Origin of the sequence: Halomonas kalidii (genome assembly GCF_030010475.1) — a bacterium.
GTDB lineage: Bacteria > Pseudomonadota > Gammaproteobacteria > Pseudomonadales > Halomonadaceae > Halomonas > Halomonas heilongjiangensis.
The window spans coordinates 107303-121628 of the sequence record NZ_JASCQN010000050.1; the positions used below are offsets into that span (position 1 = coordinate 107303).

Sequence of the window (14326 nt, forward strand, 5' to 3'; positions counted from 1 at the left end):
CGCGGTCCATGAGGCCATGGCTGCCGACGCTGGCCAAAATTGAGCCATTGGTCGTATTCTGCTAGTCTGTCGTCCCATCCCGGCGCGGCTTCCTGCCACGCCTCATGATCACGTTTCGACAGGTTCTCCATGACACGATATATCTTCGTGACCGGCGGCGTTGTGTCCTCTCTCGGCAAGGGCATCGCGTCGGCCTCGCTGGCGGCGATTCTCGAGGCGCGCGGCCTCAAGGTCACCATGCTCAAGCTGGATCCGTACATCAACGTCGATCCCGGCACCATGAGTCCCTTCCAGCACGGCGAGGTGTTCGTCACCGAGGATGGCGCCGAGACCGACCTCGACCTCGGTCACTACGAGCGCTTCATCCGCACGAAGATGACCCAGGGCAACAACTTCACCACCGGGCGTGTCTACGAGCACGTGCTGCGCCGCGAGCGCCGCGGCGACTACCTGGGCGGTACCGTGCAGGTGATCCCCCACATCACCGACGAGATCAAGCGCCGGGTCTATGCCGGCGGCGAGGGCTTCGACGTGGCGCTGGTCGAGATCGGCGGCACCGTGGGCGACATCGAGTCGCTGCCCTTCCTGGAGTCGATCCGCCAGATCAGAAGCGAGCTGGGGGCGAGCCGGGCGATCTTCATGCACCTTACGTTAGTGCCTTATATCAAGACCGCCGGCGAGACCAAGACCAAGCCGACCCAGCACAGCGTCAAGGAGCTGCGCTCCATCGGTATCCAGCCGGATATCCTGATCTGCCGCAGCGAGGTCGAGCTCGAGGAGGCCGAGCGCCGCAAGATCGCGCTGTTCACCAACGTGGAAGAGCGCGCGGTCATTCCGCTGCAGGATGCCGACACCATCTACCGCATCCCGCTGATGCTCCACGAGCACGGCCTCGACGAGATCGTCTGTGACAAGCTGCGCCTCACCGCCGACGAGGCCGATCTGAGCGAGTGGGTGCACGTCCTCGACGCCAAGCTCAACCCGCTGAAGTCGATCAACATCGCCATGGTCGGCAAGTACATGGAGCTGCTCGACGCCTACAAGTCGCTCAACGAGGCGCTGATCCACGCCGGGATCCAGACCCGGGTCAAGGTCAACGTCGACTACATCGACTCCGAGGACATCGAGCGCCACGGCACCGAGCGCCTGGCCGGCAAGGACGCCATCCTGGTCCCCGGCGGCTTCGGCGAACGCGGCGTGGAGGGCAAGATCGCCACCGCCCGCTATGCCCGCGAGAACGGTATCCCCTATCTCGGCATCTGCCTCGGCATGCAGGTGGCGGTGATCGAGTTCGCCCGGAACAAAGCCGGCTGGGAAGACGCCAACTCCACCGAGTTCACCCACGACACCCAGCATCCGGTAGTGGGTCTGATCACCGAGTGGATCAACGCCGAGGGCAAGATCGAGCTGCGCGACGCCGCCTCCGATCTGGGCGGCACCATGCGCCTGGGGGGCCAGATCTGCCACCTGACGGCCGGTACCAAGGCCCGTGAGGCCTATGGCAACGACGAGATCGTCGAGCGTCATCGCCACCGCTTCGAGGTCAACAACCAGTTCATCGAGGCGCTGGAGAAGGCGGGTCTGGTGGTCTCCGGCAGGAGCGTCGACAACTCCCTGGTGGAGATGGTCGAGCTGCCGGATCACCCCTGGTTCGTGGCCTGCCAGTTCCATCCGGAGTTCACCTCCACGCCCCGTGACGGTCATCCGCTGTTCACCGGTTTCGTCAACGCGGCGCTGGAGCACAAGGCGGCACGTACCCGTGTCCAGCCCTCGCACCAGGAGTGAGGCCCATGTCTGTCATGACCGCGTCCCGATCCGAACGTCACATCCCGGAGCGTCATATATCAGTTGCCGGCCTCACCGCCGGCAATTCCTTGCCGCTGATGCTGTTCGGTGGCATGAACGTGCTCGAGTCCCGGGAGCTGGCCCTCGAGGTCGCCGAGGCCTATGCCGAGGTCACCGGCCGGCTCGGCATGCCCTATGTGTTCAAGGCCAGCTTCGACAAGGCCAACCGCAGCTCGATCCACTCCTTCCGCGGCCCCGGCCTGGAGAAGGGGCTCGAGATCCTCGCCGAGGTGAAGGCGCGCTTCGGGGTGCCGATCCTCACCGATGTCCACGAGCCCTGGCAGGCAGCCCCCGCGGCCGAGGTCGCCGACATCATCCAGTTGCCGGCCTTCCTCGCCCGCCAGACCGACCTGGTGGTGGCCATGGCAGAGACCGGGGCGGTGATCAATATCAAGAAACCGCAGTTCCTGGCGCCCCACGAGATGCGCCACATCATCCGCAAGTGCGAGGAGGCCGGCAACGACCGCCTGATCCTCTGCGAGCGGGGCTCGAGCTTCGGCTACAACAACCTGGTGGTCGACATGCTCGGCTTCGGCGACATGAAGCAGACCGGCTATCCGCTGTTCTTCGACGTCACCCACGCGCTGCAGCGCCCCGGTGGACGGGCCGACAGTGCCGACGGCCGCCGCGCCCAGGTCGCCGAGCTCGCCCGGGCCGGCGTCGCCGTGGGGCTGGCCGGGGTCTTTCTGGAGGCCCACCCGGACCCCGACAACGCCAAGTGCGACGGCCCCTGTGCGCTGCCGCTGGACAGGCTGGAGCCCTTCCTGGCCCAGCTCAAGGCCATCGATGACCTGGTGAAGGGGTTCGCGCCGCTCGAGATCTCCTGATTCATCATCACGCTGACACGACAAAAGGAAAACGCATATGACCAAGATCGTCGATATTCGCGCCCTCGAGGTGCTCGACTCCCGCGGCAACCCCACCGTGCAGGCCGAGGTGCGCCTGGAAAGTGGTGCGGTGGGCGTGGCCTGCGCGCCGAGCGGCGCCTCCACCGGCTCCCGCGAGGCGCTCGAGCTGCGCGACGGCGACAAGGCGCGCTATCTCGGCAAGGGCGTGCTCAAGGCCGTCGAGGCGGTCAAGGGTCCCATCCGCGAGCGTCTGCTGGGCATGGACGCCCGTGATCAGCGCGGCCTCGACGACGCCATGCTCGAGCTCGACGGCACCGACAACAAGGCCAAGCTCGGCGCCAACGCCATCCTCGCCGTCTCGCTGGCCGCCGCCAAGGCCGCGGCCAACGCCAAGGGCATGCCACTCTACGCCCATATCGCCGAGCTCTACGGCCAGCCGGGCCAGTACAGCATGCCGCTGCCGATGATGAATATCCTCAACGGCGGCGAGCACGCCGACAACAACGTCGACATCCAGGAGTTCATGGTCCAGCCGGTCGGCGCGCCGACCTTCCGCGAAGGCCTGCGCATGGGCGCCGAGATCTTCCACGCCCTGAAGAAGGTGCTGTCGGCCAAGGGGCTGGCCACCTCGGTGGGCGACGAGGGCGGCTTCGCACCGAACCTGGCCTCCAACGCCGAGGCCCTGGCGGTGATCAAGCAGGCGGTGTCCGATGCCGGCTACGAACTCGGCCGCGACGTGACCCTGGCGCTCGACTGCGCGTCTTCCGAGTTCTACCGGGACGGCAAGTACGACCTCTCCGGTGAGGGCAAGGTCTTCGATGCCGCCGGGTTCGTCGACTACCTGGCCGAGTTGTGCGACCAGTTCCCCATCGTCTCCATCGAGGACGGCATGGACGAGTCCGACTGGGCCGGTTGGAAGGCGCTGACCGACAAGCTCGGCGACAAGGTGCAACTGGTCGGCGACGACCTGTTCGTGACCAACACCCGGATCCTCAAGCGCGGCATCGACGAGCAGATCGGCAACTCCATCCTGATCAAGTTCAATCAGATCGGCTCGCTCTCCGAGACCCTCGAGGCGATCCGCATGGCCCAGGACGCCGGCTTCACCGCGGTGATCTCGCATCGCTCCGGCGAAACCGAGGACACCACCATCGCCGACCTGGCCGTGGGAACCTGTGCCGGCCAGATCAAGACCGGCTCGCTGAGCCGCTCCGATCGCGTCGCCAAGTACAACCGCCTGCTGGTGATCGAGCAGGAGTTGGGTGACCGGGTGAGCTACCCGGGCCGTGCGGCCATCAAGGGGCAGTAAGCGAACGCTGTTGTCTTTTGCGTGATTTCTTGTAGGAAATCACCTACAAGAAGGCGAAGAGATTCGCTAATCATGCACTGAGAAGACCGACATCCATGGATGTCGGTCTTTTTTATGTTGTTGATTTTAAATGATTTGTTTTTCTGCCCTGCCCGGAGGGCGGATCGCCTCACCGCGGAATCACGGCAGGGGGGAGGGTTGTGCTGCAGCGCAGGGCTGCCACAATGGACTCGGGACAAGGGAGGACGGCAAGGTTCTCTCGGCAGGATGCAACGGGATGCAAGTGTGGTGCGCCTGGTGCGACAGGAAGTCGCTTCCGGGCAAGGAAGGCGCCACAGGAGTCGGGCGGAGGGAGCCGCCCAAGGATCGGCTGGGAGCGGGCGGCCTGCGGGCCGCCTTTTTGCCTGGTGTTCTCCTTCTTCGCTCAAGGCAGAAACGCCGCCGCCGAATNGTCGTGAGACATTCGGCGGCGGCGTTTTCGTGCTCCGGGGGCCGGGGTCAGCGCTCGAGCTGCTCGAGCTTGCCCGACTTGCCGTCCCACTCCTCGGCATCGGGCAGCGGGTCCTTCTTCTCGCTGATGTTCGGCCACACCTCGGCCAGCTCGGCGTTGATCTCGATGAACGGCTCCTGTCCCTCGGGCAGTTCATCCTCCGAGAAGATCGCCTCGGCGGGACACTCCGGCTCGCACAGGGCGCAGTCGATGCACTCGTCGGGGTGGATCACCAGGAAGTTGGGGCCTTCATAGAAGCAGTCTACCGGGCAGACCTCGACACAGTCGGTGTACTTGCACTTGATGCAGTTCTCGGTGACGACGAATGTCATGCCAGTCTCCCTCCCTCGGGCCGGGACAGACCGCGGCCGGTAATGATGAATCCAAAATTGGTTATAAGAAAATTATTTCTTATAATCCTGATGATTTGATCGGGCCATTCTAGTCGTGGCGCAGGCTTTCCCGCAAGTCGCCTCCGACCCCATTGTCGACCATTCATACTGTTTCCTTCCAGCGATAGAGCAGCGCCAGCGCCTGCCGTGGGGTCAGGTCGTCCACGGCCAGGGTGCCGAGCTCTTCCACCAGCGGGTGGGGGGCGCTGGCGAAGAGATCGGTCTGCTGTGGAATGGCCGGCCCTCCCGCCGGGGAGGCGAGCTGGCGACTCCCCTGGTCGATCTCCTGCTGCTCGAGCAGGGTGAGCTTCTCCCGGGCACGAGCGATCACCGCCGGCGGAACGCCGGCGAGCTGGGCCACCTGCAGGCCGTAGCTCTGGCTGGCCGGGCCTTCCTCGACCCGGTGCATGAAGACGATGCCGTCCCTGTGCTCCGCCGCCGTCAGGTGCACGTTGGCCACGCTCCCGGCCTGCTCGGCCAGCGCCGTCATCTCGAAGTAGTGGGTGGCGAACAGGGTGAAGGCGCGGGTGCGGGTCAGGTGCTCGGCGCTGGCCCAGGCCAGCGACAGGCCGTCGAAGGTGCTGGTACCGCGGCCGATCTCGTCCATCAGCACCAGGCTGTGGTCGGTGGCGTTGTGCAGGATGCTGGCGGTCTCGGTCATCTCCACCATGAAGGTGGAGCGCCCGCCGGCGAGGTCGTCGGAGGAACCGATGCGGGTGAAGATGCGGTCGACCGGGCCGATCTCCGCCGCGTCCGCCGGCACGAAGCTGCCGGTATGGGCGAGCAGGGTGATCAGCGCCGCCTGGCGCATGTAGGTGGACTTGCCGCCCATGTTGGGGCCCGTAATGACGAGCATCCGCCGCTCATCATTCATGATCAGGTCGTTGGGCACGAAGGGCGTCTCGCTGACCTGTTCCACCACCGGGTGGCGGCCGCCGCGAATGCTGATGCCGGGTGCCTCGGCGAGACGGGGGCGGGCGAAGTCCAGGGCCTGGGCGCGCTCGGCGAAGGCGCACAGTACGTCCAGCGCCGCCAGTGCCCGGCCGGTGGCCTGCAGGGCGTCGAGGTCGGCGTTGAGGGTGTCGAGCAGGCCGTCGTAGAGCAGCTTTTCCCGGGCCAGGGCGCGGGACTTGGCCGACAGCGCCTTGTCCTCGAACTCCTTGAGTTCGGGGATGATGAAGCGCTCGGCGTTCTTCAGGGTCTGGCGGCGGACGTAGTCCGCCGGGGCGTCGCGGGCCTGGGCGCGGGGGATCTCGATGTAGTAGCCGTGGACCCGGTTGTAGCCGACCTTGAGCCCGGGCAGACCGGTACGCTCCCGCTCGCGGGTCTCCAGCCGGACCAGGTAGTCACCGGCGTGCTCGGCGAGCCCGCGATGCTCGTCGAGCTCGGCGTCGAAGCCCTCGGCGATCACCCCGCCATCGCGGATCACCACTGGCGGGTTCTCGACCAAGGCGCGGGTCAGGGTGTCGCCCAGTTCGGGGTAGGGGCGAATGTGCCGGCGCAGTTCGTCGAGTGCCGTGCCCGCGCTGTAGACGGCGAGCTCCCGCTCCAGCTCGGGCAGGGCCGCGAGGGCGTCGCGCAGCCGGGCGAGATCCCGCGGGCGGGCACTGTAGAGCGCCACCCGCGCCAGGATACGCTCCATGTCGCCGATCGCCTTGAGCGCCTCGCGCAGGGGCACGAAACCCTCGACGTCGAGCAGCAGGGTCACCGCCGACTGCCGGGCCGCGACCTGCTCCCGGTCGCGCAGCGGCCGGTTGAGCCAGCGCTTGAGCAGTCGCGAGCCCATGGCGGTGGCGGTGGTGTCGAGCACGCTGGCCAGGGTGTTGTCGGCGGTACCGCCGAGGTTCACGTCGATCTCCAGGTTGCGGCGGCTGGCGGCATCGATCACCACGGCGTCGTCGCGGCTCTCCACCCCGATGGCGGTGACGTGGGGCAGCCTGGAGCGCTGGGTGTCGCGGGCGTAGTCGATCAACACCCCGGCGGCGGTGATGGCGGCCTCCAGGTGGGCGCAGCCGAAGCCGCGCAGGTCCTGGACCTGGAACTGATCGCACAGGGTGCGGTGGGCGCTCTCACGATCGAATAGCCAGTCGCTCTGGCGGCGCAGGCCGCGGCGCCCGTCGAGGCTCGGTGGCAGGTCCAGCCCCTCGGCGACCAGCAGCTCGGCCGGGTCGAGGCGCTGGAGCTCGGCCAGCATCTCGCCCTCGCCCTCGACTTCGAGCACGCTGAAGCGGCCGCTGGAGAGCTCCAGCCAGGCCAGCCCCCAGCACTCGCCCTGGGGATGCAGGGCGACCAGCAGGTTGTCGCGGCGGGCGTCGAGCAGCGCCTCGTCGTAGAGGGTCCCCGGGGTGACGACGCGTACCACCCGGCGCTCCACCGGCCCCTTGCTGGTCGCCGGATCGCCGAACTGCTCGCAGATCGCCACCGACTCGCCGGCGGCCACCAGGCGGGCCAGATAGCCTTCGGCGCTGTGGTAGGGGACCCCGGCCATGGGAATCGGCTTGCCGGCGGACTGGCCCCGCTGGGTCAGGGTGATGTCGAGCAGCGATGCGGCGCGCCTGGCGTCGTCGAAGAACAGCTCGTAGAAGTCGCCCATGCGGTAGAAGAGCAGCACGTCCGGGTGCTCGCGCTTGATCTTCAGGTACTGGGCCATCATGGGGGTATGCTGGGCGCTGGCCTGGGACATGGGGTTCCTGTGAGTCTCCGTCGGGTTCCGTGGGGCCGCGGCGGCGTGGCGCACACGGGCCTGCATGTCGCGAACAAAGGCAGTATTGTACGGAAAAGTCGACGCAAATTCCTTCAGGAGCGATGCGATGCCCCATAGTGCCGCCAGCCTGGCCAACCTCGACCTGACACTGCTCGCCGAGCGGCTGGGCCGGGCCTGCCGCGAACGTGGCGTGACGGTGACGGCCGCCGAGTCCTGCACCGGTGGCGGGGTGGCCAGTGCGATCACCGCGGTGGCCGGCAGCTCCGACTGGTTCGAGACCGGCTACGTGACCTATGCCAACGGTGCCAAGACCCGTCTGCTCGGCGTGCCGGAGGCCGTGCTGGCCGAGCATGGCGCGGTCAGTCGCGAGGTGGTCGAGGCCATGGTCGCCGGCGCCTGCCACGACAGCGGCGCGGACCTCGGCGTGGCGATCAGCGGGGTGGCCGGCCCCGGTGGCGGCAGCCCCGGGAAACCGGTGGGCACCGTCTGGCTGGCCTGGGGCGACGGCGAGCGCCAGCAGGCGGTCTGTCGCCACTTTCCCGGCGATCGTCGTGCGGTGCGCGAGCAGGCGGTGCGCGAGGCCCTCGTCGGGCTGATCCGGCATCTGGAGCGCGACTGACACGCCTCCGTCGCCGAGGCTGGCCGAGCGAGGTTTTTTTCGCCATACTACTGTGCAGTCATACAGTACCCAATCCATTCCTCTCGTTTCATTCCATTGCCAGGAGACCCGTGATGGCTCAGGACGACAACCGTTCCAAGGCGCTGAATGCCGCGCTTTCCCAGATCGAGCGCCAGTTCGGCAAGGGCACCGTGATGCGCCTCGGCGATACCCCGCGGGTGGTCATGCCGTCGGTGTCCACCGGTTCGCTCGGGCTCGATATCGCGCTCGGCATCGGCGGTCTACCCTACGGCCGAGTGGTGGAGATCTTCGGGCCGGAGTCCTCGGGCAAGACCACCCTGACCCTGTCGGTGATCGCCGAGGCCCAGAAGCAGGGCAAGACCTGCGCCTTCATCGATGCCGAGCATGCCCTGGACCCCAGCTATGCCGAGAAGCTCGGCGTCAACCTCGACGACCTGCTGGTCTCCCAGCCCGACACCGGTGAACAGGCCCTGGAGATCTGCGACATGCTGGTGCGCTCCGGCGGCGTCGACGTGATCATCATCGACTCGGTGGCTGCACTCACCCCGCGGGCCGAGATCGAGGGCGAGATGGGCGACTCCCACGTCGGCCTGCAGGCGCGCCTGATGTCCCAGGCGCTGCGCAAGATCACCGGTCACATCAAGAACGCCAACTGCATGGTGGTGTTCATCAACCAGATCCGCATGAAGATCGGCGTGATGTTCGGCAGCCCCGAGACCACCACCGGCGGCAACGCGCTGAAGTTCTATGCCAGCGTGCGTCTCGACATCCGCCGCACCGGTTCGGTGAAGCAGGGCGACGAGGTGACCGGCAACGAGACCCGGGTCAAGGTGGTCAAGAACAAGGTGGCGCCGCCGTTCCGTCAGGCCGAGTTCCAGATCCTCTACGGCAAGGGCATCTACCACGCCGGCGAGGTGGTCGACCTGGGCGTGCAGTGCAACCTGGTCGACAAGGCCGGAGCCTGGTACAGCTACCAGGGCAACAAGATCGGCCAGGGCAAGGCCAACGCCGCCCAGTTCCTCGAGGACAACCCGGCGGTGATGGAGGAGATCGAAAGCCAGATCCGTGGCCAGCTGCTGGCGACGGTCGCGCCCAAGGAGGAGGAGGCCGGGGAGCCGGTGCCCGCCGACGCCGAGCGCGAGGACGGCCTGCTCTAAGCCATGCCTGCCCAGCCCGAAGAGTGTGCGTCTTCCCCACGGGACGATGCCATCCGTTTGCTGGCCCGGCGCGAGTACTCACGCGCCGAGCTGCGCGAGCGACTGTCTGCCCGCGGCCATGAGGCGAGCGATATCCTGGCCTGCCTCGACGACCTGGCCGAACAGGGGTTGCAGTCCGATGCCCGCTTCGCCGAGAGCTTCCTGCGCTCGCGGATCGCTCGAGGGCAGGGGCCGCTGAAGATCCGCGCCGAGCTTGAGCGGCGCGGCATCGATCGCGAAGGTATTCGCGCCGCCTTCGCCGCGTCCGAGGAGGCGGGCGAGGCCGACTGGTTCGCCCTGGCCTGCGAGACCCTGTCCAGGCGCTTCCCCGGCCCCGGTGACACGCCCCGCGAGCGAGCCCGCCGCGAGCGCTTCCTGGCCCAGCGCGGCTTCGACTTCGACCAGCTGCGCCATGCGCTGGCCCATGCCTGGACGAGCGACGACTAGGCGCCCGCCCGGCAGGGCAATCGCAGTTGGCGAGGGGCGCCGGGGGCAGGTCGGAGAGGAGGTCTTTTGCCAAGGAAGGCAAAAGTAGCGCCCAGGGACGGGTTTACAGCGCCTCCTCGCAGGCCTACCGCCGGATCAGCCCCGAAATCAGCCCTGAGTGGTGCAGTCAGCGGCGCCCCTTCAGTCGCTTGACAACTGCGGTATAATGGCTCCCTTTGCGAAAGCCCCGGGTGGCGCGAGCAGCGCGCGCTGGTGCGACGTGTCCGGCTCTCGCCGGACTCCCGCCTGCCCGCCGGGTCACCATGCCATCGCCACGGATACCCCATGAAAAGCGCAGACATCAGACAGGCCTTTCTGAGTTTCTTCGAGCAGCACGGCCACACCGTCGTGCCGTCCAGCTCCCTGGTGCCGGGCAACGACCCGACCCTGCTGTTCACCAACGCCGGCATGGTGCCCTTCAAGGACGTCTTCCTCGGCCGCGATCCGCGCCCCTATGTGCGGGCGGCCTCGTCCCAGCGCTGCGTGCGCGCCGGCGGCAAGCACAACGACCTCGACAATGTCGGCTACACCGCCCGGCACCACACCTTCTTCGAGATGCTGGGCAACTTCAGCTTCGGCGACTACTTCAAGCGTGACGCCATCCGCTTCGCCTGGACCTTCCTCACCGAGACGCTGGGCCTGCCGAAGGAGAAGCTGTGGGTTACGGTGCACGTCAGCGACGACGAGGCCGAGCGCATCTGGAAGGACGAGATGGGCATCGACCCGGCGCGCTTCTCCAAGCTCGACGAGGACAACTTCTGGCAGATGGGAGATACCGGCCCCTGCGGGCCGAGCTCGGAGATCTTCTTCGACCACGGCCCCGAGGTGTGGGGCGGGCCTCCCGGCAGCCCCGAGGAGGACGGCGACCGCTACATCGAGATCTGGAACCTGGTGTTCATGCAGTTCGACCGCGACGCGGCCGGCACCCTGAACCCGCTGCCCAAGCCCTCCATCGACACCGGCATGGGGCTGGAGCGCATCGCCGCGGTGATGCAGGGCGTGCACTCCAACTACGAGATCGACCTGTTCCAGAACCTGCTCGAGGCGGCGGCCCGGGCCACCGGCCACGGCGATACCACCACGCCGTCGCTGCGGGTGATCGCCGACCATATCCGCTCCTGCGCCTTCCTGATCGCCGACGATGTGCTGCCCTCCAACGAGGGGCGCGGTTACGTGCTGCGCCGGATCATCCGCCGCGCCATCCGCCACGGCCACAAGCTCGGCGCCCAGGGCAGCTTCTTCCACAAGCTGGTGGGGGCGCTCGACGCCGAGATGGGCGAGGCCTTCCCGGAGCTGCGCCGGGCGCGCGCCCAGATCGAGCGCATCCTGCTCAAGGAGGAGGAGCAGTTCGCCCGCACCCTGGAGCACGGCATGAGCCTGCTCGAGGAGGCGCTGGGCGGTCTCGCCGGCGAGGTGCTGCCCGGCGAGACGGTGTTCAAGCTCTACGACACCTACGGCTTCCCCTACGATCTCACCGCCGACGTCTGCCGCGAGCGCGGCGTGACCCTCGACGAGGCGGGTTTCGAGCGCGAGCTCGAGGCCCAGCGCGAGCGGGCGCGTGCCGCCAGCCAGTTCGGCGCCGACTACGGCGCCGCCCTGGAGCTCGAGGGCGAGACCGCCTTCACTGGCTACGACCGCCTGGAGGACCGTGCCACCGTCACCGCCATCGTCGACAGTGCCGGCAACGAGCTGGCGGCGCTCGCGCCCGAGCAGAAGGCCGTGGTGGTACTCGACCGCACCCCCTTCTACGGCGAATCGGGCGGCCAGGTGGGCGACACCGGCTACCTGCACCTCGACGGCGGTCGCTTCCTGGTCACCGACACCCAGAAGCAGGCCGGCCACCATCTGCACCACGGCGTGCTGCTCGAGGGCGCTATCGCGGTGGGCGCCGAGGTGCGCCCCCAGGTCGACGCCAGCCTGCGGGCGGCCACGGTGCGCAACCACTCGGCCACCCACCTGATGCACCAGGCGCTGCGCCTGGTGCTCGGCGACCATGTGCAGCAGAAGGGCTCGCTGGTCACCCCCGAGCGACTGCGCTTCGACTTCAGCCACTTCGAGGCGATGACGCCGGAGCAGCTCGCCGAGGTGGAGCGCCTGGTCAACGAGCAGATCCTGGCCAACGCGCCGACGAAGATCGAGCAGATGACCCTCGACCAGGCCAAGGAAAAGGGCGCGGCGGCGCTGTTCGAAGCCAAGTACGCCGACAGCGTGCGGGTGCTGACCATCGGCGCCGACGACTTCTCCGTCGAGCTGTGTGGCGGCACCCACGTGGCGCGCAGCGGCGACATCGGCTGCTTCCATATCGTCAGCGAGGCCGGCATCGCCTCGGGCGTGCGTCGCATCGAGGCGATCACCGGCCAGGGCGCGCTGACCTGGTTCCGCGAGCAGGAGGCTCGATTGGCTCGCATCGGCGAGCGCCTCAAGGCCAGGCCGGAGCAGGCGGAGGAACGGGTCGAGTCACTGCTCGAGCGCAACCGCGGCCTGGAGAAGGAGCTCGAGCGGCTCAAGGCCAAGCTCGCCAGCGCCGCCGGCAGCGACATGCTCGGCCAGGCGCGCGAGGTCAACGGCGTCAAGGTGCTGGCCACCCGCCTCGAGGGGGTCTCCGGCAAGGAGCTGCGGGGCATGCTCGACCAGCTCAAGCAGAAGCTGGGCTCCGGCATCGTGGTGCTCGGCGTGGCCGACGAGAGTGCCGGCAAGGTGAGCCTGATCGCCGGGGTCACAGCGGACCTCACCGGCCGCATCAAGGCCGGCGAGCTGGTCAACCACGTGGCCTCCCAGGTCGGCGGCAAGGGCGGCGGCCGGCCCGACATGGCCCAGGCCGGTGGCAACGACGTGGCGGCCCTGCCCGGGGCGCTCGCGAGCGTACCGGCCTGGGTCGAGTCGCGGCTCCAGTAACCGTTCTCCCAGGGCCGGTGGCAGCAATGCCCCGGCCCTGGTCACTTTGTTACACCTTTCACTCATCCGGGCGCGACCCGCTCGACATACGAGGGAAAACGGCATATGGCACTATACGTACAGAAGTTCGGCGGCACTTCGGTGGGCTCCGTGGAGCGCATCAAGGCCGTGGCCGAGAAGGTCAAGGGCTTCCGCGACAACGGCCATCAGGTGGTGGTCGTGGTCTCCGCCATGAGCGGCGAGACCAACCGCCTGATCGGCATGGCCAACGAGATCAACGACGAGCCGACGCCCCGCGAGATGGACATGCTGGTCTCCACCGGTGAGCAGGTCACCATCTCGCTGCTCGCCATGGCCCTGCACAAGCTGGGCGTGCCGGCCACCTCCTACACCGGCTCCCAGGTCGGCATCCTCACCGACAGCGCCCATACCAAGGCGCGCATCCAGCGTATCGAGACCGACGAGATGCGCGAGGACCTGGACGACGGCAAGGTGGTCGTGGTCGCCGGTTTCCAGGGGGTCGACGAAGAGGGCAACATCACCACCCTGGGGCGCGGTGGCTCCGACACCACCGGTGTGGCCCTGGCCGCGGCGCTGAAGGCCGACGAGTGCCAGATCTACACCGACGTCGATGGCGTCTACACCACCGACCCCCGGGTCTGCTCCAAGGCCCAGCGCCTGGATACCATCACCGTCGAGGAGATGCTCGAGCTGGCGAGCCTGGGGTCCAAGGTGTTGCAGATCCGCGCCGTCGAGTTCGCCGGCAAGTACAATGTGGCGCTGCGTGTGCTGTCCAGCTTCGAGGACGGCCCCGGCACCCTGATCGTTGCAGACTCCGACCAAGACGAGGATTCCATGGAAGAACCGCTGATCTCCGGCATCGCCTTCACCGCCAACGAAGCCAAGCTGACCCTGCTCAACACCCCCGACGTGCCGGGCGTGGCCTCGCGCATCCTGGGGCCGATCGCCGACGCCAACATCGAAGTCGACATGATCGTGCAGAACGTGGCGCCCGCCGGGGACTACACCGACTTCACCTTCACCGTGGCCAAGGGCGACTACAAGCAGACCCTGAAGATCCTCAAGGAGCAGGTGATCCCCGAGCTGGGTGGCGGCGAGGTGCGCGGTGACGACAACATCGCCAAGCTCTCGCTGGTCGGCGTCGGCATGCGTTCCCACGCCGGCGTGGCCTCGAAAATGTTCCGCGTGCTGGCCGACGAGAACATCAATATCCGCATGGTCTCCACCTCCGAGATCAAGATCTCCGTGGTGATCGACGAGAAGCACATGGAGCTCGGCGTACGCGCGCTGCATACGGCCTTCGGCCTCGACAAGAGCGACATCGAGGGCGAATAAGGGCGTCGCGTGCGGCCGACACCTTCTACGCTTGTAGGGAAGTCCGTGACTCCCGTGTAACGGTGCTTCCCTTCAACGGGGCTCTCGGGTGTCATGGAGTCGGCGCCATTGGTCAGGGACGACGCTATGCCACATAATGAGGCGGCGCTGCCCTGTCGGCGAACA

10 protein-coding genes are annotated in these 14326 nt (G+C 67.4%); 8 read left to right on the forward strand and 2 right to left on the reverse strand.

What is annotated here, in order from left to right; translation table 11 throughout:
- Positions 1 to 129: 129 nt before the first annotated feature.
- The 3 genes from QLQ85_RS16335 to eno are packed head-to-tail and all read left to right on the forward strand — an operon-like array spanning position 130 to position 4002.
- Positions 130 to 1785 carry a CTP synthase gene (locus QLQ85_RS16335; protein WP_282739959.1) on the forward strand — a complete coding sequence of 552 codons (1656 nt, stop codon included), beginning with the start codon at positions 130 to 132 and terminating at the stop codon, positions 1783 to 1785.
- Positions 1786 to 1799: 14 nt separating this feature from the next.
- Positions 1800 to 2672 (forward strand): 3-deoxy-8-phosphooctulonate synthase, encoded by an 873-nt coding sequence (gene kdsA, locus QLQ85_RS16340; RefSeq protein WP_282740006.1) that lies wholly within the window; start codon positions 1800 to 1802, stop codon positions 2670 to 2672.
- Between the two features lie 37 nt (positions 2673 to 2709).
- Entirely contained in the window at positions 2710 to 4002 is a 1293-nt protein-coding gene (gene eno, locus QLQ85_RS16345; protein WP_282739960.1) for a phosphopyruvate hydratase, read from the forward strand.
- Between the two features lie 498 nt (positions 4003 to 4500).
- Here eno and fdxA read toward each other — a convergent pair whose 3' ends face one another.
- Positions 4501 to 4824: a ferredoxin FdxA gene (fdxA, locus tag QLQ85_RS16350; RefSeq protein WP_282739961.1), complete on the reverse strand. Its 324-nt coding sequence runs from the start codon at positions 4822 to 4824 to the stop codon at positions 4501 to 4503.
- Between the two features lie 163 nt (positions 4825 to 4987).
- Entirely contained in the window at positions 4988 to 7567 is a 2580-nt protein-coding gene (gene mutS / locus QLQ85_RS16355) for a DNA mismatch repair protein MutS (protein ID WP_282739962.1), read from the reverse strand.
- A gap of 127 nt (positions 7568 to 7694) precedes the next feature.
- Between mutS and QLQ85_RS16360 the strand changes: the two genes are divergently transcribed.
- The 5 genes from QLQ85_RS16360 (at position 7695) to QLQ85_RS16380 (ending at position 14161) form a co-directional block, all read left to right on the forward strand.
- Positions 7695 to 8207 carry a CinA family protein gene (locus QLQ85_RS16360; protein WP_282739963.1) on the forward strand — a complete coding sequence of 171 codons (513 nt, stop codon included), beginning with the start codon at positions 7695 to 7697 and terminating at the stop codon, positions 8205 to 8207.
- A gap of 113 nt (positions 8208 to 8320) precedes the next feature.
- Complete coding sequence (gene recA / locus QLQ85_RS16365) at positions 8321 to 9385, forward strand: recombinase RecA (protein ID WP_282739964.1); 1065 nt, start codon at positions 8321 to 8323, stop codon at positions 9383 to 9385.
- 3 nt (positions 9386 to 9388) lie between these two features.
- Positions 9389 to 9871: a regulatory protein RecX gene (locus QLQ85_RS16370; RefSeq protein ID WP_282739965.1), complete on the forward strand. Its 483-nt coding sequence runs from the start codon at positions 9389 to 9391 to the stop codon at positions 9869 to 9871.
- A gap of 324 nt (positions 9872 to 10195) precedes the next feature.
- On the forward strand, positions 10196 to 12805 hold the full coding sequence (gene alaS / locus QLQ85_RS16375; protein ID WP_282739966.1) for an alanine--tRNA ligase: 2610 nt from the start codon (positions 10196 to 10198) through the stop codon (positions 12803 to 12805).
- Positions 12806 to 12910: 105 nt separating this feature from the next.
- Positions 12911 to 14161, forward strand: a complete 1251-nt coding sequence (locus QLQ85_RS16380) for an aspartate kinase (protein ID WP_282739967.1) — start codon at positions 12911 to 12913, stop codon at positions 14159 to 14161.
- Positions 14162 to 14326: the final 165 nt, after the last annotated feature.